Origin of the sequence: Actinoplanes sp. NPDC051851 (genome assembly GCF_040681165.1) — a bacterium.
Lineage (GTDB): Bacteria > Actinomycetota > Actinomycetes > Mycobacteriales > Micromonosporaceae > Actinoplanes.
The window spans coordinates 46258-65101 of sequence record NZ_JBFAYF010000046.1; the positions used below are offsets into that span (position 1 = coordinate 46258).

The 18844-nt window shown below is 71.8% G+C and carries 24 protein-coding genes; 10 read left to right on the forward strand and 14 right to left on the reverse strand.

Features of this window, described 5'->3' with window-relative positions; translation table 11 throughout:
- The first annotated feature begins 292 nt into the window (after positions 1 to 292).
- From AB0M08_RS33910 to AB0M08_RS33920, 3 genes are all read left to right on the forward strand, one after another.
- Positions 293 to 1123: an aminoglycoside phosphotransferase family protein gene (locus AB0M08_RS33910; protein WP_364502362.1), complete on the forward strand. Its 831-nt coding sequence runs from the start codon at positions 293 to 295 to the stop codon at positions 1121 to 1123.
- 327 nt (positions 1124 to 1450) lie between these two features.
- Positions 1451 to 2584, forward strand: a complete 1134-nt coding sequence (locus tag AB0M08_RS33915; protein WP_364502365.1) for a tyrosine-type recombinase/integrase — start codon at positions 1451 to 1453, stop codon at positions 2582 to 2584.
- A gap of 95 nt (positions 2585 to 2679) precedes the next feature.
- The gene (locus AB0M08_RS33920) at positions 2680 to 3342 is read left to right on the forward strand and encodes a M23 family metallopeptidase (RefSeq protein ID WP_364502368.1); all 663 of its coding nucleotides are present in this window, start codon (positions 2680 to 2682) and stop codon (positions 3340 to 3342) included.
- A gap of 52 nt (positions 3343 to 3394) precedes the next feature.
- On the opposite strand, the gene AB0M08_RS33925 is transcribed toward AB0M08_RS33920, so the two are convergent.
- Genes AB0M08_RS33925 through AB0M08_RS33950 form a run of 6 tightly spaced genes read right to left on the reverse strand, consistent with a single transcriptional unit; the run spans position 3395 to position 7566 of the window.
- The gene (locus tag AB0M08_RS33925; RefSeq protein WP_364502371.1) at positions 3395 to 3865 is read right to left on the reverse strand and encodes a hypothetical protein; all 471 of its coding nucleotides are present in this window, start codon (positions 3863 to 3865) and stop codon (positions 3395 to 3397) included.
- 35 nt (positions 3866 to 3900) lie between these two features.
- A complete protein-coding gene (locus AB0M08_RS33930) occupies positions 3901 to 4692 on the reverse strand; it encodes a class I SAM-dependent methyltransferase (RefSeq protein ID WP_364502374.1) in 792 nt (263 codons plus the stop codon).
- The gene (locus AB0M08_RS33935) at positions 4676 to 4999 is read right to left on the reverse strand and encodes a hypothetical protein (RefSeq protein ID WP_364502376.1); all 324 of its coding nucleotides are present in this window, start codon (positions 4997 to 4999) and stop codon (positions 4676 to 4678) included. Before AB0M08_RS33935 ends, AB0M08_RS33930 begins: the two co-directional genes overlap by 17 nt.
- Positions 4987 to 5688 (reverse strand): VOC family protein, encoded by a 702-nt coding sequence (locus AB0M08_RS33940; protein WP_364502379.1) that lies wholly within the window; start codon positions 5686 to 5688, stop codon positions 4987 to 4989. The genes AB0M08_RS33935 and AB0M08_RS33940 overlap by 13 nt, the downstream gene beginning before the upstream one ends.
- 7 nt (positions 5689 to 5695) lie before the next feature.
- Positions 5696 to 6628: an iron chelate uptake ABC transporter family permease subunit gene (locus AB0M08_RS33945; protein ID WP_364502382.1), complete on the reverse strand. Its 933-nt coding sequence runs from the start codon at positions 6626 to 6628 to the stop codon at positions 5696 to 5698.
- Positions 6625 to 7566: an iron chelate uptake ABC transporter family permease subunit gene (locus AB0M08_RS33950; RefSeq protein ID WP_364502385.1), complete on the reverse strand. Its 942-nt coding sequence runs from the start codon at positions 7564 to 7566 to the stop codon at positions 6625 to 6627. Before AB0M08_RS33950 ends, AB0M08_RS33945 begins: the two co-directional genes overlap by 4 nt.
- Positions 7567 to 7659: 93 nt before the next feature.
- On the opposite strand from AB0M08_RS33950, the gene AB0M08_RS33955 reads away from it, so the two are divergent.
- Together AB0M08_RS33955 and AB0M08_RS33960 are read left to right on the forward strand one after the other, a co-directional pair.
- Positions 7660 to 8685: an ABC transporter substrate-binding protein gene (locus AB0M08_RS33955; protein WP_364502387.1), complete on the forward strand. Its 1026-nt coding sequence runs from the start codon at positions 7660 to 7662 to the stop codon at positions 8683 to 8685.
- Complete coding sequence (locus AB0M08_RS33960; RefSeq protein ID WP_364502390.1) at positions 8682 to 9533, forward strand: siderophore-interacting protein; 852 nt, start codon at positions 8682 to 8684, stop codon at positions 9531 to 9533. The genes AB0M08_RS33955 and AB0M08_RS33960 overlap by 4 nt, the downstream gene beginning before the upstream one ends.
- A gap of 84 nt (positions 9534 to 9617) precedes the next feature.
- On the opposite strand, the gene AB0M08_RS33965 is transcribed toward AB0M08_RS33960, so the two are convergent.
- The 3 genes from AB0M08_RS33965 to AB0M08_RS33975 form a co-directional block, all read right to left on the reverse strand.
- The gene (locus tag AB0M08_RS33965) at positions 9618 to 10040 is read right to left on the reverse strand and encodes a hypothetical protein (protein WP_364502392.1); all 423 of its coding nucleotides are present in this window, start codon (positions 10038 to 10040) and stop codon (positions 9618 to 9620) included.
- Positions 10041 to 10283: 243 nt separating this feature from the next.
- Positions 10284 to 11300 carry a LacI family DNA-binding transcriptional regulator gene (locus AB0M08_RS33970; RefSeq protein ID WP_364502395.1) on the reverse strand — a complete coding sequence of 339 codons (1017 nt, stop codon included), beginning with the start codon at positions 11298 to 11300 and terminating at the stop codon, positions 10284 to 10286.
- Positions 11301 to 11313: 13 nt separating this feature from the next.
- Complete coding sequence (locus tag AB0M08_RS33975; RefSeq protein ID WP_364502397.1) at positions 11314 to 11499, reverse strand: hypothetical protein; 186 nt, start codon at positions 11497 to 11499, stop codon at positions 11314 to 11316.
- Positions 11500 to 11552: 53 nt separating this feature from the next.
- On the opposite strand from AB0M08_RS33975, the gene AB0M08_RS33980 reads away from it, so the two are divergent.
- The 3 genes from AB0M08_RS33980 (at position 11553) to AB0M08_RS33990 (ending at position 13263) form a co-directional block, all read left to right on the forward strand.
- Positions 11553 to 11891, forward strand: coding sequence for a DoxX family protein (locus AB0M08_RS33980; RefSeq protein ID WP_364502399.1), 339 nt, complete (start codon positions 11553 to 11555; stop codon positions 11889 to 11891).
- 74 nt (positions 11892 to 11965) lie between these two features.
- Positions 11966 to 12328, forward strand: coding sequence for a DoxX family protein (locus tag AB0M08_RS33985; RefSeq protein WP_364502401.1), 363 nt, complete (start codon positions 11966 to 11968; stop codon positions 12326 to 12328).
- A 26-nt stretch (positions 12329 to 12354) separates the two neighbouring features.
- Complete coding sequence (locus tag AB0M08_RS33990) at positions 12355 to 13263, forward strand: RNA polymerase sigma-70 factor (RefSeq protein WP_364502404.1); 909 nt, start codon at positions 12355 to 12357, stop codon at positions 13261 to 13263.
- 13 nt (positions 13264 to 13276) lie between these two features.
- On the opposite strand, the gene AB0M08_RS33995 is transcribed toward AB0M08_RS33990, so the two are convergent.
- Positions 13277 to 13771: a MarR family transcriptional regulator gene (locus AB0M08_RS33995; protein WP_364502406.1), complete on the reverse strand. Its 495-nt coding sequence runs from the start codon at positions 13769 to 13771 to the stop codon at positions 13277 to 13279.
- A gap of 94 nt (positions 13772 to 13865) precedes the next feature.
- Between AB0M08_RS33995 and AB0M08_RS34000 the strand changes: the two genes are divergently transcribed.
- Positions 13866 to 14498: an NAD(P)H-dependent oxidoreductase gene (locus AB0M08_RS34000; RefSeq protein ID WP_364502408.1), complete on the forward strand. Its 633-nt coding sequence runs from the start codon at positions 13866 to 13868 to the stop codon at positions 14496 to 14498.
- 40 nt (positions 14499 to 14538) lie between these two features.
- Here AB0M08_RS34000 and AB0M08_RS34005 read toward each other — a convergent pair whose 3' ends face one another.
- Entirely contained in the window at positions 14539 to 14688 is a 150-nt protein-coding gene (locus AB0M08_RS34005; RefSeq protein WP_364502411.1) for a hypothetical protein, read from the reverse strand.
- A 58-nt stretch (positions 14689 to 14746) separates the two neighbouring features.
- On the opposite strand from AB0M08_RS34005, the gene AB0M08_RS34010 reads away from it, so the two are divergent.
- Positions 14747 to 15316 (forward strand): HD domain-containing protein, encoded by a 570-nt coding sequence (locus AB0M08_RS34010; protein WP_364502413.1) that lies wholly within the window; start codon positions 14747 to 14749, stop codon positions 15314 to 15316.
- Between the two features lie 7 nt (positions 15317 to 15323).
- Here the strand turns inward: AB0M08_RS34010 and AB0M08_RS34015 are convergent, their stop codons facing one another.
- The 3 genes from AB0M08_RS34015 to AB0M08_RS34025 all read right to left on the reverse strand — a co-directional run bounded on the left by AB0M08_RS34015 (position 15324) and on the right by AB0M08_RS34025 (position 18764).
- The gene (locus tag AB0M08_RS34015) at positions 15324 to 15866 is read right to left on the reverse strand and encodes a hypothetical protein (RefSeq protein WP_364502416.1); all 543 of its coding nucleotides are present in this window, start codon (positions 15864 to 15866) and stop codon (positions 15324 to 15326) included.
- Entirely contained in the window at positions 15847 to 16806 is a 960-nt protein-coding gene (locus AB0M08_RS34020; RefSeq protein WP_364502419.1) for a DUF2332 domain-containing protein, read from the reverse strand. Before AB0M08_RS34020 ends, AB0M08_RS34015 begins: the two co-directional genes overlap by 20 nt.
- A 356-nt stretch (positions 16807 to 17162) precedes the next feature.
- Positions 17163 to 18764 (reverse strand): D-alanyl-D-alanine carboxypeptidase, encoded by a 1602-nt coding sequence (locus AB0M08_RS34025; RefSeq protein WP_364502422.1) that lies wholly within the window; start codon positions 18762 to 18764, stop codon positions 17163 to 17165.
- Between the last annotated feature and the right edge of the window lie 80 nt (positions 18765 to 18844).

Genomic DNA, 18844 nt, shown 5'->3' on the forward strand with positions numbered 1-18844 from the left:
CGCCGCGCGAAGGCATACGCACTCCTCGGGCGACGACTCGGGTGGATGATCCCCTCCGACTGGACGCCAGTCATCGCAACCCGCTCCACGACTGGATCGACCCCGATGACCGACGCACACGCCTCAGCAGCGACCAACCCGATTTCGCCCCTATCAGGCACGGCGGAGCAACCGTCGGATGGAAAGTTGGAAAGTTCGAACGATCCGATGAACCCAGCTCGACAAAGGTCGACCGCGAACCGGACGCCGAAATACGGCTGCTACGCCACGAACACTGAACTACGGTGCTCCGATGCAGACATATGAGACTGAGCGGGCAACACGGGCAGCTATATCGAGCGCCACTTTTCTCGGCCTAACCGCCGACGACGCCGCTGTCCTGCACAACTCCAACACGCTCACCCTGCGTTTGCAGCCCTGTGAGGTGCTCGCCCGGGTGGCTCCGGCCGCGCACCAATGCGCCCAGCTTGAAGTGGATGTCGCTCAGCGGCTGGCCACGGCCGGGAGCCCGGTGGCCGCGCTCGAATCGCCTCAGGTCTTTATCCGAGGCGACTACGTGGTCACCCTCTGGACCTACTACGAACCGGTGACTACTCAGCCGATCTCCAACGCGGAATACGTGACCGCGCTCGAGCGTCTGCACGCCGGAATGCGCGAGATCGACTTGCCGATCCCACACTTCACGGACCGGGTTTCCGTGGCCCAGACGCTGGTGGCCGACCACGCCCGAACGCCAGGACTGGCTGCCTCGGACCGGGTGTTCCTCGCCAGTGTGTTGGACCGCATGCGTCGAGCGGTCACTGAAAGCGGCCGGCCCGAGCAGCTCCTGCATGGCGAACCCCATCCCGGCAACCTGATCTCAACCCGGACCGGCCCGCTGTTCATCGACTTCGAGACGTGCTGCCGCGGGCCGATCGAGTTCGACCTGGCCCACGCGCCCGACGACGTCGGGGACCACTACCCGGGCGCCGATCACCAACTGCTCCGAGATTGCCGAGCCCTCATACTGGCGATGATCACAACATGGCGCTGGGATCGCGACGACCAGTTCCCCGACGGCCGCCGACTCGGCATGGAGTGGCTGAAGCAACTCCGGACAGCAACGGCCAACCGAGATGGGTAAGCCAACTCGCCTTATCGACAGAAAAGCTGACGATCCTGTTCTGCCCCTATCAGATACAACGGGACCGGACAGCTGCCACCCCTAACGCGGTCCTGCCCGAGGGCGCCGTGCGGCCAGAGCTGGCCGCTGCATCTGGCCCTATGCTCATGGCGTGTCGCCGCGGCGTTCCCCCAGCCCGCCGTCCCGGCCACGAGAATCGATGTTGTCCCGTGTCCACCTTCTCCACAGAGAGACCAGCCGACATCTGATGGCCGAATCACTGACGAATCGAGCGGCGCCCGGCGTCCGTCGTCCAGCACTCCGGACGCCGGTGGCAGGAGGCCGGCCGTGACCGATCTGCAGCCGGCGGCGCGGGAGGTGAGGCTGCCCGGGCAGACCACCGCGTCGGCGCTGACCGACCGGATGCGGCGCGTCGCCGAACTGGTCGCGGCCCTGCCCGGACTGCCTCCCGACGACGGATCACGCTACGGGGTGCGCCGGCTGACCGCGGCCTGGCTGTTGGAGGTCGAGTCGCAGCACACCGAGAAGGCCTACGGCCGCGATCTCACCACCTTCCTGCACTGGTGCGCCACCGAACGCCTGGATCCGTTGAGCGCCCGGCCCACCGACCTGGGTCAGTTCCGGACCTGGCGCGAACTGCACAGCCACAACGGCCGTCCCGCCGCGGCCAGCACCGTCGCCCGGGCACTGGCCGCGGTGGCCAGTTGGTACACGCACCTGATCGCCAACAGCGACGGGCTGCTGCGGCACAACCCGGTCGCCACGGTCAGGCGGCCCAAGGTCAACCAGCACACCTCGCCGACTGCCGGGCTGACCCTGTCCGAGGTCGACGCGCTCCTGGCCGCCGCGGACGCTCAGGTCGCCGACCGGGCCCCGGCTGCGGCCCGCACACCGACCGGCCGAACCCGCTACCTGGCCGCACTCCGTGACCGGGCACTGCTACGGCTGCTCGCCGATCTCGGCCTGCGTATCAGCGAAGCCCTCGACCGTGACCTCGACGACCTCAGCCACAACGCCGGGCACCGTACCCTGCGCTACCGCGGCAAAGGCAACCTGCTCCGCGAACGGCCGCTGCCGGCCCACACCCTGCAGGCCCTCGACGAGTACCTCACCGAACGCGCGACCGTCGCCAACATCGGCGTCAACCGGCTGACCGGGCCGCTGTTCGCGACCACCGGCACCGACGGCGACGGCCGGCTCGCCGAACCCAACGTGTTCCTGACCATCCGCCGGCTGGCGAGCACGGCAGGCATCGCCGCGGCGGGTCGGCTGTCGCCGCACTCGTTGCGGCACGCCTTCGCCACCGGCGCCCGTGAAGTGGGCGTCCCCCTCGAAGACGTCCAGGACGCCATGGGGCACGCGGATCCGCGCACCACCCGCCGCTACGACCGCGACCGGCACAACATCGACCGAGACCCCGCATTCCTGTTGGGCGCGCGCCGGGCCAGCCGGACAAGATGATCGAGGATGCCGGTGACCGCGCTCGCGGTCACCGGCTCGTCGTGCAGGACCGTCGGTTCCCCACTGGGGTTGCGGGGGAGGGACATCCTGGAGGCATGTCGATGCGGCCGGTGGAGCTGATCCTGCCGTTCCGGGGGAGCTGGATCGTGGAGAACAGTCCCGCTCGCCGGGTGCCGAGTCATGGCACGCACGCCTTCGGGGCCGGTCACGCCATCGACTTCGTCGCGGTTCGGGGCGGCCGGACCGCGACGGTCCGGGACTGGCGGACGGTGCTGAGTGCCGAGCCCGTCGAGCGGTTCTACGCCTTCGGCCGGCCTGTTCTCGCGCCCGCCGCCGGCCGGGTGGTGTCGGTGCTGGACGGTGTGCCGGATCTGGTGGCCCGCCGTTCCTTCCCCAGCCGTCTCGGGTACGCGCTGACCCAGGCATCCCGGGCCCGCCAGGGTGCGCGGGGGCTCGCCGGCAATCACGTGGTCCTCGCGCTCGCCGACGACGGGCCGTACCTGGTCGTGGCCCACCTGCGCCGGGGCACCGTGGCCGTGCGCGAGGGCGACCGGGTGAGCGCCGGTGAGCCGCTGGGCCGGTGCGGGAACTCCGGCAACTCGACCCAGCCACACGTGCACCTGCAGGTCATGACCGACGCCGACCCGTTCGCCGCCACCGGCGTGCCGATCCTGTTCCGCGACTACCGGGTCCACGGCCGCGACGGCCTCCAGGAGCGGGGCCTGCCGGACACCGGCGACATCGTCGAGGCGGCGTAGCCGGAGGGGCATCGGCACCGCCGGGGAGGTTCACGATGAGAGCCGCAGCCGGTCAGGCGTCGGCGCGGCCCGGGGTCCAGCCGGAGACGTCGCGCAGGCGGCCGCGCCACAGGCGGCCCGGGACGCCCTCGATCATGCCGGGGCGGGAGATGCGGGCGCCGCGCAGGTGGATGTAGCGGGTCGGCTCGGCGATCGCCTGGTACTGCCGGTACGAGATCTCCTCGCCGATGTCGCGGCTCTTCACCGCGGCGTGGGCCAGGTCGGACTGTTCCTTCACGTACTCGGCCATGCCCACGTAGTACGCGTCCTCGTGGTCGTTCAGCTCGCTGAGCTCGGCGAACCACTGCCACTGTGGGATCAGGTCGCCGTCGACGACGAGGCCGCCGACGGTCAGCGTGAACGGGGTGCCCGGGTCGACCGGTTCGACCAGCTTATCCGTGAGGGACACGTAGTTGGCGAGCACACCGTCCGGCTCGGCCCAGTCGGAGCGCAGCGCGCGGATGTCCAGCATCGGATCAGACATATGCCTAATCTAGGGCAACCCGGGACCGCGTGATCTCAACTCGTACAGGAAAGGGCGGGGTTGAAGTTGAGAAGGGTCATGCTGGGGCGTCGGTCGCGCAGGACGCGGCTGTCGGCGAGGGCGGTCAGCAGGCGGGAGGCCGGTGCCTTGAGGTCGGTGGCGGTGGCCACGCCGGGGATGCGCGTCGGCAGGGCGAGTGCCTGGCTGACCGAGAGGCTGAACGGCATGGGCGGCGCGGTGTAGTCGGCGCTGAGCCGGCGGGGCCGGGCGCTCAGCCAGGCCGGGATCGAGTCGAAGAAGAGCGCGCCGCCGGGGAAACGGGCGGCGCAGTCGGCGATCAGGGCGAAGACCGCGTCCGGGTCGAGGTACATGAACAGGCCCTCGGCGGAGAGGAAGACGCCGTGCGCCGGGTCGACCAGGTCCAGCCAGGCGCGGTCGAGGGCGGAGCCGGCGTACGCGGTCATCCCCGGTTCGGCGGGCAGGAACCGGGCGCGCAGCTCCTGCACCTCCGGGAGGTCGACGGTGAGCCAGGGTACGTCCGGCCGGCCCAGCCGCCAGTAGGTCGTCTGCAGCCCCTCGCCGAGCGCGACCACCGTGGCCCGGGGATGCCCGGCGAGGTAGGCCCGGATCTCCCGGTCGAGGATCGCGGCGCGCACCGCGTGGGCCGGGCCGGGGCGGCCGAAACGGCGGTAGTCGTAGGTGATCGTGTCGTGCAGCTTCTCCGAGAGCGGGTCGTGGAACCCCGATCGCGGGCGCCGGGACTGCCACGCCCGGCTGCGCAGCGGCCAGAGCAGCGTCTCGGCGACCCCGTCAAGCAGCGGTTCCACGCGCACCCCCGAAGAACGTGGCGTCGACGTCGAAACCCTCGGCGAGCATCGGTGGGTGGCCGATGAGCTCGAGCGCCCGGCTGGGCAGCGGCTGCCGGGCGGCCTCGGCGGACTCCCACAGCAGGACGGCGCCCCAGCGGTTGCTCTCCGGGTCGGAGATCCACATCTTGAAGGCGAGCCCGGGGACCTGGGAGAACGCGGCGACGGATTCGTCGTGGACGTACGCCCGCAAGGTTTCGATGGTCTGGTCGGAACCGGTCAGGTCCCACCAGACGACGCTGGCCCGCATGCCGGTCAGTCCCAGCACAGGCAGAACGGCTTGCCGGCCGGGTCGGCGTAGACGCGCCAGTTGTCGCCGGCGGAGTCCAGGAAGGTCGCGCCCAGCTTCAGCGCCGCGGGCTCGGCGACCTCGACGTCGTCGACGGTGACGTCGATGTGGATCTGCTGCGGGTACGCCGGGTCCGGCCAGCGCGGCGCCCGGTAGTCGGCGACCTGCTGGAACATCAGCGGTTGCGCGCCCTCCTCGCCGATCATCGCCATCCCGTCGCCCTCGTAGGTGACCGGCTTGCCGAGCAGTTCGGCGTAGAACCGGCTCAGCGCCGCGGCGTCGGGGCAGTCGAGCATCACGCCCGCCAGCGCGGCGGTGTCCCCGATACACAGGTCGAACGGGTGCCCGGCGGGATCGGCCAGGGTGTGCCAGCGCTCGTTCTCGCGCAGCACCGACGCGCCGAGTGCGACGGCCCGGCCCGCGGCGGCCGTCAGGTCCGGGACCCGCAGGTCCAGGTGGGCCTGCTGCGGGTGGGCCGGGTCCGGCCAGCGCGGCGGCACGTGGTCCGGGCTGAGCTGCATGGCGATCCGCCAGCCGTTCCCGGCATCGAGGGAGATCCAGTCGTCGTCGGCGTACCGCTCGCTCCACCCGCCGAGGGCGAGGTAGAAGTCGGCCAGGCCCCTGATGTCCGCGGTGTCGAGTGCCACCGCCCGTAACGTACCGATCATCGATCCATCATGCCCGAATCCGGCGTCGCGCGAGGACCCCGGCGAGATAGATCCCCCCGAGGAAACCGGTCATCGCGCCGACCGGGACCGTCACCCGCTGGGCGAGCAGGTCGGCGGCGAGCAGCAGGGTCGCCCCGACCAGCGCGGCGACCAGGACGGCCGGTGCGGGTGCCCGGGTGACGCGCCGGGCGAGTTGGGGCGCGGCGAGCGCCACGAACGCGATCGGCCCGGCCGCCGCGACGCCGGCCGCGGTGAGCCCGACGCCGACGGTGATGGTCGCGAGGCGCTGCCGGGCCGGGCTCAGGCCGAGCGACGCGGCCTTGTCGTCACCGATTTCCAGTACGCGCAGTCCCCGGGCGCAGAGCAGCGCCGGGACCAGCAGCAGCGCGACGGCCGCCGCGGTGACGCCGAGGTGGCCGCCGCGCCCGTTGAGGCTGCCGACCAGCCAGACCGCGGCGTTCTGCGCGTCGACGATGTCGGCCCGGGTCAGCAGGAACGCGTTGACCGCGGTGAGCAGCGCCGCGAGTCCGATCCCGATCAGGATGAGTTTGTTCCCGGTGCCGCCGAGCAGCAGCGAGACGACCGCGACGGCCAGGCCGCCGAGGACCGCGCCGGCGCCGGCCGAGAGGGTGCCCTCGGGCAGCAGCAGGATCGCGGTCAGCGCGCCGGTGGCCGCGCCGCTGGTGAAGCCGACGACGTCCGGGCTGCCCAGGGGGTTGCGGGTGACACTCTGGAACAGTGCCCCGGCGGCGCCGAGCGCGGCCCCGACGGCGAGGGCCAGGCCGATGCGGGGGAGCCGGAGGTCGACCAGGACGAACACGGTCCGCCGGTCGGCGTGTCCGGTGAGCACGGAGAGCAGGTCGACGGAGAAGGTCCCGGTCGACAGGGCGAGCGCGACCAGGGCGAGCGTCGTCGCGGCCAGGATCAGGATGCGGTTCATCGGCTGCGCACCAGGGCGATGAAGACCGGGGCGCCGATGACGCCCATCAGGATGGCGACCTCGATCTCGCCGGGCCGGGCGGCGACGCGCCCGGCGATGTCCGCGGCGAGCAGGACCAGGGGGCCCAGCGCCAGGCTGTAGCCGACGATCCACCGGATCCGGGGGCCGCAGATCAGCCGGGCGGCGTGCGGTACGGCGAGCCCGAGGAACCCGATCGGCCCGACCAGCGCGGTGGCCGCTCCGCAGAGCAGGGTGACGCCGAGCAGCCCCCACGCGCGGGTCCGGTCCGGGTCGGCACCGAGGGCGGCCCCGCTGTCGTCGCCGAGCGCGATCACGTCGAGGGACCGGCCGACGGCGAGGGCGATGGCCAGCCCGGCGAGCAGGATCGGGGCGGCCGGGGTGAGCGCGTCGAGGGGCTGGTCGGCGAGGGTGCCGACGACCCAGAACCGGTAGTGGTCGAAGGCGTCCTGGCTGGTCATGGTGAGCCCGGCGACCAGTCCGGTGAGGCAGGCGGTGACCGCGGCGCCGGCCAGCACCAGGTTGCCGCGGAGCGCGACGACGACCCCGGCGGCGAGGGCCGCGCCGAGCAGGGCGGAGACGAGGCGGGTGCTCTCGGGTGCGCCGGCGACGATGCCGAGGACCACGGCGGCGGCCGCGCCCGCGTTGACGCCGAGCAGGCCCGGGTCAGCGAGGGGGTTGCGGGTGAGTGCCTGCATGAGTGCCCCGGCGACGCCGAGGGCCGCGCCGACGCAGAGCCCGAGCACGGTGCGGGGGACGCGGACCTTCCAGACGATGCCGTCGTGGGTGGCGAGTTGTTCCCGTACGGCGTGCAGCGGCAGGTCGACGGCGCCGATCGCGAGGCTGGCGGTGGCCATCGCGGCCAGCAGCAGCGCGCACCCGGCCAGCCCGGCGGGCAGCCACCGGGGAGTGAGCGTCATGGGGTGGTCCATCCTGGTGGAACGTTCCATCTTTTCGAAGGTTAGGCTAGCCTAACCGCACCGATGCTCCATGATCACCCCCAGGGAACAGCCATGTCCGGAATCAGCCGGCGCGCTTTCGGCGCGCTCGCCACCGTCGCTCTCTTCGCCACCGTCACCGCCTGCGACACCGAGGAGGAGCCCGCCGCGTCCGCCTCCGCCGCCACCGGTTTCCCGGTGACGATCGACCACGCCTTCGGCTCCACCGTGCTCGAGACGTCGCCCGAGCGGATCGTCGTGATCGGCTACAAGGAACAGGACTACTACCTCGCGCTCGGCACCGTCCCGGTCGCGATCCGGGACTGGTACGGCGACATGCCCTCGGCGACCTGGCCGTGGGCGCAGTCCTACCTGGGCACCGCGACGCCGACCGTGCTGCCCCGCGCCGACCTCGACTTCGAGGCGATCCTGGCGCTCGACCCGGACGTGATCGTCGGCATGTCCGCCGGCCTCACCCAGGAGCAGTACGACACCCTCGCCAAGATCGCCCCGACCGTGGCGCAGCCGGACGCCGACGACCAGTGGGCGGTCACCTGGCAGCAGATGACCCGTACCGCCGGGAAGGTCCTCGGCAAGAGCACCGAGGCCGAGACGATGGTGACCGACCTGGAGAAGCGCCTCACCGACGCGGCCGCGAAGTACCCGCAGCTCAAGGGCGCTTCCACGGTCTTCGCCTCCGGCTTCGAGGGCCAGTTCTACATCTTCAGCCCGAACGCGACCGGCTCCAAGGTGCTGCTCAGCCTGGGCCTGACGATGGCCGACGAGGTGGGCACGCTGACCGACAACGCCAACGAGTACTTCGTGATCAGCAAGGAACGCTTCGACCTGCTCGACGTGAAGGTCGCCGTCTGGTCCGAGGCCGCCGGCGACGACCTGATCACCAAGCTGCTCGCCGACTCGCTCTACACGTCCCGGGCCGTGCACACCGAGGGCCGCGACGTCTTCCTGGGCACCGAGGCCAACGGCGCGTTCTCGTTCTCCAGCGTGCTGAGCCTGCCGTACGTCATCGACACGATCGTCCCGGCGCTCGCCGCGGCCGCCGACGGCGACCCGGCCACCACCTCGGCGTTCTCCGCATGAGCGCCACCGACACCAGCGACACCGACACCAGCGACGGCCCCGGCGCCTGGACCGGCGAGGTCCTCGCGGCCACCGCGCTGGGCGCGCACTTCACGCGCGTCACCCTCTCCGTTCCCTCCTACCGTACGCTCGGCGTCCCCGACGAGTCGGTGACCCTCTACTTCCCCCGCCCCGGCGAGTCCGCACCACCGGCGATGACGTTCACGAACGGCGCCTGGGGTTACCACGGCCTCCCCGACGCCCCGATCGGCCGGAACTACACGATCCGCGCCGCCGACGGCGAGACGCTGACCGTCGACTTCGTCCGGCACGGCCACGGCGTCGCCTCCACCTGGGCCGAACGGGCGAAACCGGGCGACGGCATCGTCCTGTGGCGCCAGCGCGCCTGGTACCGCCCACCCGCCGACACGGACTGGATCGTGCTGGCCGCCGACGAGACCGGCCTGCCCGCGATCGCCCGCACCCTGCGGCAGCACACCGGCCCGGCCCCGATCACGGTCCTGGCCGACGGCTCCTACCCGGACGTCCCGCTGCCGGCGTCCACCGGTTCGCTGTTCGACCGGATGCGCGCCTTCACGCCACCGCCGGGCCGCGGGTACGTCTGGTTCGCCGGCGAGTGCGGCGACGCCCGCAAGGCCCGCACCCTCTGGCGCGACGTGCACGGCCTGTCCCGCGACCGGGTGACGTCGGTCGGGTACTGGCGCGCCGACGCGCAGACGTGGGAACGCCGGTACGAGGAGATCCGCCCGGAGATCGAGCTGTTCTATCAGCACCGCCTCGACGCCGGTGACTCGCTGACCGAGGCCGGCGACCACGTCGAGGACGAACTGGCCCGCCGTGGCCTGTAGCTCCCGGCCCCGGCGCGGTCCGCGCCGGGCTTGACCGGTTGCCGGGCCGCCCGGGGCGCCTCGTCCCGCCGCCAAGCAGTTGATCTAGGGCGGAAAGGCGAACCAGCCGTATTCGCCGGGTTCGAGGTCCGCGGGGAGGACGCGGTCGGGCTTGCCGGCGATGATGAGATCGCCGTCGTCGAAGACGAGGAAGCGTGGTAGCCCTTCACCGCAGGTGAGTTCTTCTTCCACATTGACCAGGCGGACCGAGAAGTAGGCTTCGGCGGCCGAGGTGCCCCATCCCTGGTAGCCGGCTTCGTCCTTCTCGGGAAGGGCGGCGAAGGCTTGGGCCTCGGCCTCTGTCAGGTAGACGAACAATTCGTGCCCGTCACGACCGCGATGTATCCACCAGCCGTCCTCGTCCATGCGATCGACGTGCACACCGATCTCGTGCAGGTGGGCGACGATCGTCGCGAGCACGGCCGGCGAGGCCTGAGCGCCAGCGTCCGTCTCGGTTGCGTTTGTCATGCCGTCCCCCTTCGGATTGCAGCCGTGCCCCGGGGGTGAAACCGGGCGGTGTCGTTCCGCAGACGTCGCTGGCGTCCGTAACGGGGGGCTATCAGGGAGGTTACCGGGTCGCCCCGACCTGCGCGTCGTAACCTCACCGCGCAGACCAACCAGGCCGCGGTGCCAGACTTCTCGGGAATGTCCCGGGCGATCGCGGACCGCACTTCCTGCGCAGCGGTCCGCGATCGCCCGGGAACGCCTGCGTCACGTGGTCCGGCCGGCATCCCGGCCGCGTGCCAGGCGGGTGGAGTCGCGCAGGTGGACGTGGACCGGGTGCTCGATCTCGCCGTCGGCCGTGCCCGCCAGGAGCTGGTCGAGCAGGGCCACGCAGCGCCGCCCGGCCTCCAGGGGGCCGATGTCGATCGCGGTGATCGGCGGCTGGCCCAGCCTCGCCGACGTCGACTCGGTGCCGGTCGCGAGCAGGAAGTCGCCGCCGGCCGTCCGGCCGTGTCTCGCGAGGGCCGGCAGCACCGCGGGGGCCGTGTCGACCGGGCCGCAGAACAGGGCGTCGACCGCCGGGTCCTCGGTGAGCAGCCGGTCGGTGGCCTCGGCGATCTGTGGGCCGGCCGGGATCCAGTCGATGGAGACCACCGCCGGGGGCACCGCGTGAAGACCACACCATTCCCGGTACGCGTCACCCAGCTGGGCCGTCCAGTCCCCGGTCTCCGGCGGGATCATCAACGCCGGACGGCGCCCGCCCGCCGTCCACATCTGGTCGAGCACGGTGCGCAGCGCCCGGCGGTGATCGCACCACAGGACGACCGCCGGCCGGGTCATCCGGGGGCCGTACGGTCGCTCGAAACTGACCACCGGGAGGCCGGAGGCGAGCAGGGCCACCGCGGCCGCGTCGGTCTCGTCGGGGTCGGAGAGGATCACGCCGTCCATCAGGGGCAGCGCGCCCCGGTCGGCGCCGCTGAGGATGACCATGTCGCGGCCCTGGGCGGAGAGCTGCTCCATCGCGCCGAAGACGAACCGCATGTAGTACTCGGACGTGGACGGTATCCCCGGCACGTAGACGCCGACCGTGCCGGTGCGCCGGGTGCGCAGCTGGCGGGCGGCCCGGTTGGGGGAGTACCCGAGCTCCGCGACCGCGGTCAGCACCTTGTCGCGGGTGGCGGCGGAGGCCCGGCCGGTGCCGGCGAGCACGTTGGAGACGGTGGACTTGCTGACCCCGGCCCACCGCGCCACGTCGTGCAGGGTGGCGGAGCGGATCTCGGGCATACCGCCCAGTCTGTCAGGTCGGCCTCGGTGCCACGGCGACCGCGGTGGCGAAAACGACGATGGTCCAGCGCAGCACCCGTGACGGCATCCGGCGGGCGATCCGGGCGCTGGCGAACCCGCCGATCATGGTGGCCGGGGCGAGTACCGCGCCGGCCACCAGTCCGCCGCCGAACAGCGCCGCGATCTCCGTACCCGTCATGATCCCGACGGTATCGACCGTCACATGTGGCCTCGCCGGTTCGTCCCCGGGGCATGTATCTCACCGTCACGCTCATCGCCGCGTTCCTGAACGGCGCCGCCGCCGTCGTCTACCTGATCGGCCACGAGTACCCGAGGTCGCAGGCGGACATCAAGGGCATCCCGCGCCGGTACGTCCCGGTCCTGGGCTCGCTGCTGGCCGCGGGCACCCTCGGCCTGCTCGCCGGGCTGCGGTTCCCGCTGGTCGGCACGCTCGCCGCGGCCGGGCTGCTGCTCTACTTCACCGGTGCCCTGATCGCCCACCTGCGCGTCGGCTCGCGCAACCTGGTCGGCTGGGCGGTCTTCTTCGGTACGGCACTCGCGACCGTGGCGGTGCATCTCACGCGGTCCTGAGGTGCCGATGTCACAGCCGCCGCCGGTTGTCTCGTCTACCGGGGGACGACACACGGGACAACCGGGAGCTGATGATGAACCTCGTCCTCTGGATCGCCGCTGGCGCGCTGGCCACGGTGGCTCTGCTCGGCGGCGTGACGAAGACGTTCGTGCCCAAGAAGAAGTTGGCGGCGATGCACGGTGGGGGCTGGACCGCGGGCGTGAGCGTCGCCTTCGTCCGGACGCTGGGGATCCTGGAACTGTTCGCCGCGGTGGGGCTGATCCTGCCGGCCGCGCTCGGTATCGTTCCGGTGCTGGTGCCGGTCACCGCCGCCTGCTGGGTCGTGCTGATGGTCGGTGCCGCGCTCACCCACCGGCGGCGCGGGGAGAACGCCCTGGTCCTGCTCAACCTGGCGTATCTGGCGCTGGCCGCGTTCGTGGCCTGGGGCCGGTTCTGAGAATGAGAAGGGGCGCAGGAGCGGTCATGGGGAAGACGGAGGAGTTCCAGGCGCTGCGGGCGCTGCTGTTCTCGATCGCGTACCGGATCCTGGGCAGTGTCACCGAGGCCGAGGACGTCGTGCAGGAGACCTGGCTGCGATACGAGGCGTCCACCACCGAGCCCCGGTCGGTGCGCTCGTTCCTGTCGGCGACGGTGACCCGGCTCGCGATCGACGTGCTGCGTTCGGCGCGGGTGCGGCGCGAGCAGTACACCGGGCCGTGGTTCCCGGAGCCGCTGCTGACCGACCCGTACGCCGATCCGGAGCGGTCGGCGGAGCTGGCCGACTCGGTCTCCACGGCCGCCCTGTTGCTGCTGGAACGGCTCAGTCCGCTGGAGCGGGCGGTGTTCGTGCTGCGTGAGGTGTTCGACTTCGGGTTCCCGGAGGTCGCGGCGGCGGTGGGCCGGTCCGAGGCGGCCTGCCGGCAGCTCGCGGTCCGCGCCCGTAAGCACATGACCGAGGGCCGTCCCCGGTTCGACGCGGACCGCCGGGAGCAGGACCGGCTGGCCGTCCGATTCTTCGCGGCGCTGCGCGAGGGCGATGTGGACGGGCTGCGCTCGCTGCTCTCCGCCGACGTCACCCTCGCCGGCGACGGTGGTGGCCGTGCCCCGCAGCTGGCCCGCGTGGTGGCCGGTGCCGACAAGGTCGCGCGGCTGCTGGGCACGGTGTTCCCCCGGATGGCCGAGCTGGGCATCACGCTGGAGCAGCACGAGGTCAACGGCGCGCCCGGCGCGGTCGTCCGGGATCCGGACGGCCTGGTCCTGCACACGATCGGCCTGGACGTCCTGGACGGCGAGATCCAGGCGGTCCGCTTCGTCCAGAACCCGGAGAAGCTGGCCCATCTGGGCCCGGTCGCCGACGCGTGGGCGATCGACCGCCGGCTGCGGGGGCGCTGAGCGGGCCCGGCCGTCAGCGGCGGGTCTCGTCGATGGTGTCCAGGACGGCCGGTCCGGTGGCCTTGAGGATCTTCTCGCAGACGGTCCGCAGCTGAGCGACGTCCTCGCTGGTGAGCGGGTCGATGACGGTACGGCGGACCTCGCGGACGTGGCCCGGGGCGATCTCGACGACCTTGGCCATGCCGGCGTCGGTGAGGACCGCCTCGACGTGGCGCGGGTCGGTGCCGGGGCACTGGCGGCGGTCGACCCAGCCGGCGCGTTCCAGGCGGCTGACCGCGTGCGAGAGCCGGGACTGGGAGCCGTTGGTCAGCACGGCGAGGGTGGCCATCTGCATCGACCGGCGGGGGCGGACCGAGAGCACGGAGAGGATCGAGTACTCGAAGAAGTTGACCGACGCGTCCCGCTTGAGCTGGGCGTCGATGGCTGCGGGCAGCGTGGTGAGCACGCCGACCAGGTGCAGCCAGGCCAGCAGCTCGTCCTCGGAGAGCCAGGGGGTGTCGTCGCTCACAGGTCAAGCTTACCGGTATTGAACATTCAACTCCGACGTGTCAGTCTCGGGTTGAACATTCAACCACCGTTCCCCCCTGAACCGAGGAGCTCCCGTGACCCTCCTGCGTATCGACTCCAGCATCCTGGGCCCGAACTCCGCCAGCAGCGAGCTCGCCGAACTGGTGCTCACCGCCTGGCGCGCCGAGCTGCCCAGCGAGCCGGTCGTGCAGCGCCACCTGGGAGCCGAGCCGCTGCCGGCCGACGCCTGGGCGACCGTCGTCGGCGCCGGCTACACCCCCGAGGACCAGCGCACCGAGGCCCAGAAGTCCGCGGTCGCGCTCGCCCAGAGCCTCGCCGCCGAGCTGCGCGCCGCCGACCACGTGGTGATCGCCGCCCCGCTCTACAACTTCGGCGTCTCGCAGCACGTCAAGATCTGGATCGACCTGGCCATCGCCGGCGGCGAGCAGGGCGAGAAGCTGCTCGACGGCAAGCCGGTCGTGCTGCTGACCACCCGCGGCGGCGCGTACGGCGCGGGCACCCCGCGCGAGGGCTGGGACCACGCCACCGACTACCTGCGCCGCATCCTCGCCGACGTCTGGGGCGCCGAGCTGACCGTGGTCGAGCGCGAGTTCACCCTGGTCGGCGTCAACCCGGCCCTGGACGCCTTCACCGACACCGCCGCCGCGATGAAGTCGACCGCCTTCGAGCAGGCCACCACCGCCGGCAAGGCCCTCGCCGCACGCTAAGCTGACAACACGCTGAGCTGACAAATGGACGGCCGCGATGCTAGCGCGGCCGTCCATTTTCGTTCGCGGCCTGCCACCTGGCCGTCTCCTCGGGCGTGAAGGGTTTCGGCACCGGGATTCCCGCGAGGCGGCAGAACTTCTCGATGTACGTCTCGTTCTCGGGTTCGGGTTGCTGTGGTTCGTCGGTCATGGGACGAAGGTTAGGCAGTGATCGGCACTGGTCAAAGGGCGTGCAATCCTATGGGGCGATGGTCAATGATCTAGTTTTTCGTGAACTGCACGCCGAGCTCGCGCCGTCGCGGGAGGCGTTCGACCTGGTGTGGACGCACTGCCGGATCGTGTGCCGGATCGCCGAGCAACTGCTCGCCGGTCAACCGCGGCTCGACGCTGATCTCGTGCGGGCCGGGGCGCTGCTGCACGACGTCGGCGTGTACCGGCTGATGGCCGACGAGCACTACATCCGGCATGGGCTGCTCGGCTACCAGGCGCTGCGCGAGCGCGGCTACCCGGAGCGGCTGAGCCGGTTCTGCAACCACCACACGGGTGTCGGGCTGACCGCGGACGACGTCGCCCGGCAGCATCTGCCGCTGCCGCCGGGCGACTACCTGGCCGAGACCGGGGAGGAGGAGCTGGTCATGTACGCCGACAAGTTCCACAGCAAGTCGACCCCGCCCCGGTTCGTCACGGCCGCCTCCTATGGGATCGCGGTGAGCCGGTTCGGTGACGACAAGGCCGCGATCTTCACCGGGATGGTCGACAGGTTCGGCGAGCCGGACCTGGAGAGCCTGGCCGCCGAGTTCCAGCACCCGATCCGGTAAAGAAAGATCAGGTGAGCGAGGCGAGCAGGCCCAGTTCGGCGTGGAGCACACCGGGCTGGCCGAGCGCGCGGAGGTCGTCCTCCACCTCGGCCAGCTCGAGCGAGCCGTCCAGCGTCGCCCGGTACCGGACCATCGTCCACAGGAAGACGTCCAGGTTGTCGAAGCCGGTGCCCTCCTCCAGGGTCTCCTCCTCGTGGAACCAGATCCGGATCGACCCGTCCGGCAGGACCACGTACAGGTTGCTGCTGCCGTCGGCGGCGAGCGCCCAGACGTGCTCGGCGCCGTGCACCGCGCAGTCGTTGGCGGCGAAGTCGAACCCGTACGACCAGTCGTACACGTCCATGAACTGGGCGAGCCGCCCGGAGCGCACGAGCGTGTCGAAGGCGGCGAGCGCGGCCGCGTCGGCGGACGGCAGCAGCTGAAGGAAATCGGTCACCGGTCGGATGTCGGATCCGACGTCGACCCGCTCCTCGTCGGCGAACCAGCGGTCCAGGTCGGCGGCGAGCGCGGTCACGGTGTACCCGGACAGGTCATCGAGGTTCAAGGGCATCGCCGGATGGTAGCGGGCCGAACCAGTCGACCCGCTGCCCGTGCCCGGTCACCCAGGCGAGCGGCCGTCCGTCCAGGGCGAGCACGTTGTAGTAGTCGTCCGACGGCGGCGCGGGCATCCCCGGCAGCGGGACGAGCGCCGGCGATTCGACGGAGATCCAGTGCACGGGCAGGGTGCGCATCATCCGGGTGAACGCGCCCGGGTCCGGCATCTGGTAGACGACCGAGGTGTGGAAGACGACCGGCGTCGCGCCCTCGGGTGCCCGGGCGGCGAGTTTCGCGACGGCCTCCAGGGCGTCGCCGCGGACCAGCCGGGGCGGGTCGGTCTGCGCGATCGCGATGGCCGCGCGCAGTCGTTCGCGCCGGTGCTCGTGTTCCGGCCAGATCAGCGCGTCCAGCCACGCCACGTGATCCGGATCGGTCACGTCCAGGGGGTTCAGGTCGACGCCGGCCCGCCACACGACCTCCGGCAGCCGCCGCGGCACGGGCAGGCCGGTCGCCGCGCACGCCACGACCGGCCCGCTGTCCCCGACGTTCCGGCCGCCGTAGTCGTAGGTGTACCGGTCCGGGAACAGGTTCAGCCCGGCGGAGGCGCCGACGTCGATCAGCGCGAGGGGCTGCGGCAGCGCGGCGAGCACGGGCAGTAGCGCCGCGCACCGCCCGATCTCGTTGGTCTGCGTGGCCCGCACCCGCATCTGCGCCGCGATCTCATCCCAGCGTTCGAGCACGAATTCCCGGAATCCGGCGTCGTCGAGGGGCCCGCCGAGCAGCCGCACGACCCCGAACAGCAGGTTCGGCTGCCGTTTCGCCGCCGGCAGCCCCCCGATCAGCGCCAGCAGCCCGTCATCCCCGGCGACCGTCGTCGCGAGCCGCTCATACGCCGCCGACACCCCACGAGCCTCACGCCGTGCGAACTCCAGGTAGTCACTCCGGTCACTCATGGCGTCATTCCAACACCTTCGCTCACGTACGCCCACCCCGCCGCCCCCGCGCTCAAAAGGCCGCCGGCGCAGCCCGCCGGCTCCCGCCGGATGCTCTCCCGCCCCACGGTGCCCGCCCCGCGACGCCGTGCCCAGGTCAGGGCCGTCCGGCGTGTCCGGGTTCTGGCTGGTGCTCACGCGTGCCTGACGGCCCTTGAGGCACCCGTGAGCACCAGCCAGGAGCTGGGGCGCGCCGCGAGGAGGGAGCCCGGACGCGGCTCGCGACGCCGCCCGGCGGGCACGTCCGGCGGGAGCCGGCAGGGTGAACTGCCGGCCTCTTGAGCCGGGCGTGGGCCGCGGTGGGCGTACGTGAAGGATCAGGGACGGCGCGTGAGGCGCCACCAGAGCGAGGCGGGCGCGGAGGCCTCGTCGGACCGGAGGGTGACCGAGACGCCCGCGGCCTTGACCGTGCCGAGCTCCTGACCGGAAGTGACCTCGGCGCCGGGCGTCGTCGTAGCCACCGTGACCGGGACGGAGAGGCCGGGCCAGCCGATCACCTTCAGCGGCTCGGCGGTGCTGACCGACGTGGTGGTGCCCCACGCGGTGGTGACCGTGCCGGCCGTGGTCGCGGCGAGCAGCTGGTACTGCTTGACGACCTTCTTGACCGCGGTCATCAGCTTGCGGACCACCTTGTTGACCGCGGCGAGCTGGATCGACGTGTTCGCGCCGGGCTGGCTGAAGACCGCGCCGACCAGCGTCAGCGTCTTCCCGGCGACGCTCAGGTGCGCGGCGAAGAGCAGGTTGCCGCCGGCCTCGTCGGTGGAGCCGGTCTTGATGCCGAAGATGCCGCTCACGCCGAGTAGCGCGTTGTAGTTGCTGATCGTGCCGGCCACCGGGATCTCGGCGCTGTGCAGGGCCACGATGTCGGCGAACACCTCGTCGTCGATCGCGGCCTCGCCGAGCAGCACCTGGTCGCTGGCGGTGCTCGTGGTGGACGGCAGGAACCCGGACGGGTCGGTGTACTCGGTGTCGGTCATGCCCAGGTCGGCGGCGGCCTTGTTCATCTTGGTCAGGAAGTCCTCGACCGAACCCGAGTCCCAGACGGCGAGCTGGTGGGCGATGTTGTTCGCCGACGGCAGCATCAGGGCTTCCAGCGCGTCGCGTTCGGTGAGCTGCTCGCCGACGGTGACCGGGACCAGCGACTGACCGGTCGGGATCCGGGACTGGTAGTCGGCGACGTCGGCCGCGGTGACGGTGAGCGTCGGCCCCTCCTCGTCGCCGGTGAGCGGGTGCTCCTGGAGGATGACGTACGCGGTCATCACCTTGGCGACGCTGCCGATCGGGTTCGAGGACCCGGCCCGGTACCCGCCGAGCTTGCCCAGCCCCTGGATCATCAGCTCGGCCGAGCCGTCGGAGGGCCAGGGCAGATCGAGGGCCTCGCCGGGGATCGTGAGGGACTTCGCGATCGTCGTGGTCAGCGTGGCTACCGGAAGGTCCCGGGTGAGCTGCAGCGCGCTGCCGGTGCCGAGCACGGCGACCGCGAGGACGGCGGCGACGATCGTCGCGATCAGTCCGGTCCTCCGCACCTTCTTCTGTTCGGCGGGTTCCGGGACGGGCTTCGGGGCGGGGCTCGGGGGCGGCCATCCGGGATTCTGTACCGGGCCGCCCTGCGGGACCGAGGCGCGCCCGCCGGACGGTGGCGCGGGTGGCACCGTGGCGCGGCCACCGCCGCCCTGCCCGTACGCCGTGCCGTAGGTCGCGCCCGGCCCGTTCGCTCCCAGGCCGTTCGCCGCCGGGCCACTTGCTGCCGGATTTAACGGATATGCCGGATTTGCGCCGCCGTAAGCCTGGCCCGGAGCGGGAGCCGGAGCGCCGCCGTAGACGTTACCGGGGGAGGGACGCGGGCCGGGGACCCTCGCCGAGCCGGACGGCGGGCGTCCCCGCTCGGCCTCGTCGTTCGGCCTGGCCGCCTGCGTCATGAACTCGCTCCCTTCCCGGCCCGGCTCGCCCGGGTCGCCCGTCAAAATATCAGCGTCATGCACAAATCGGGTTCGGTAGA

What these genes read in the sequence shown, in the direction of transcription:
- AB0M08_RS33910 (WP_364502362.1), top strand. Translation starts at nt 293, where the DNA reads ATGCAGACATATGAGACTGAGCGGGCAACACGGGCAGCTATATCGAGC.
- AB0M08_RS33920 (WP_364502368.1), top strand. Translation starts at nt 2,680, where the DNA reads ATGTCGATGCGGCCGGTGGAGCTGATCCTGCCGTTCCGGGGGAGCTGG.
- AB0M08_RS33925 (WP_364502371.1), bottom strand. Translation starts at nt 3,865, where the DNA reads ATGTCTGATCCGATGCTGGACATCCGCGCGCTGCGCTCCGACTGGGCC.
- AB0M08_RS33940 (WP_364502379.1), bottom strand. Translation starts at nt 5,688, where the DNA reads ATGATCGGTACGTTACGGGCGGTGGCACTCGACACCGCGGACATCAGG.
- AB0M08_RS33945 (WP_364502382.1), bottom strand. Translation starts at nt 6,628, where the DNA reads ATGAACCGCATCCTGATCCTGGCCGCGACGACGCTCGCCCTGGTCGCG.
- AB0M08_RS33950 (WP_364502385.1), bottom strand. Translation starts at nt 7,566, where the DNA reads ATGACGCTCACTCCCCGGTGGCTGCCCGCCGGGCTGGCCGGGTGCGCG.
- AB0M08_RS33955 (WP_364502387.1), top strand. Translation starts at nt 7,660, where the DNA reads ATGTCCGGAATCAGCCGGCGCGCTTTCGGCGCGCTCGCCACCGTCGCT.
- AB0M08_RS33960 (WP_364502390.1), top strand. Translation starts at nt 8,682, where the DNA reads ATGAGCGCCACCGACACCAGCGACACCGACACCAGCGACGGCCCCGGC.
- AB0M08_RS33965 (WP_364502392.1), bottom strand. Translation starts at nt 10,040, where the DNA reads ATGACAAACGCAACCGAGACGGACGCTGGCGCTCAGGCCTCGCCGGCC.
- AB0M08_RS33970 (WP_364502395.1), bottom strand. Translation starts at nt 11,300, where the DNA reads ATGCCCGAGATCCGCTCCGCCACCCTGCACGACGTGGCGCGGTGGGCC.
- AB0M08_RS33975 (WP_364502397.1), bottom strand. Translation starts at nt 11,499, where the DNA reads ATGACGGGTACGGAGATCGCGGCGCTGTTCGGCGGCGGACTGGTGGCC.
- AB0M08_RS33980 (WP_364502399.1), top strand. Translation starts at nt 11,553, where the DNA reads ATGTATCTCACCGTCACGCTCATCGCCGCGTTCCTGAACGGCGCCGCC.
- AB0M08_RS33985 (WP_364502401.1), top strand. Translation starts at nt 11,966, where the DNA reads ATGAACCTCGTCCTCTGGATCGCCGCTGGCGCGCTGGCCACGGTGGCT.
- AB0M08_RS33990 (WP_364502404.1), top strand. Translation starts at nt 12,355, where the DNA reads ATGGGGAAGACGGAGGAGTTCCAGGCGCTGCGGGCGCTGCTGTTCTCG.
- AB0M08_RS34005 (WP_364502411.1), bottom strand. Translation starts at nt 14,688, where the DNA reads ATGACCGACGAACCACAGCAACCCGAACCCGAGAACGAGACGTACATC.
- AB0M08_RS34010 (WP_364502413.1), top strand. Translation starts at nt 14,747, where the DNA reads ATGGTCAATGATCTAGTTTTTCGTGAACTGCACGCCGAGCTCGCGCCG.
- AB0M08_RS34015 (WP_364502416.1), bottom strand. Translation starts at nt 15,866, where the DNA reads ATGCCCTTGAACCTCGATGACCTGTCCGGGTACACCGTGACCGCGCTC.
- AB0M08_RS34020 (WP_364502419.1), bottom strand. Translation starts at nt 16,806, where the DNA reads ATGAGTGACCGGAGTGACTACCTGGAGTTCGCACGGCGTGAGGCTCGT.
- AB0M08_RS34025 (WP_364502422.1), bottom strand. Translation starts at nt 18,764, where the DNA reads ATGACGCAGGCGGCCAGGCCGAACGACGAGGCCGAGCGGGGACGCCCG.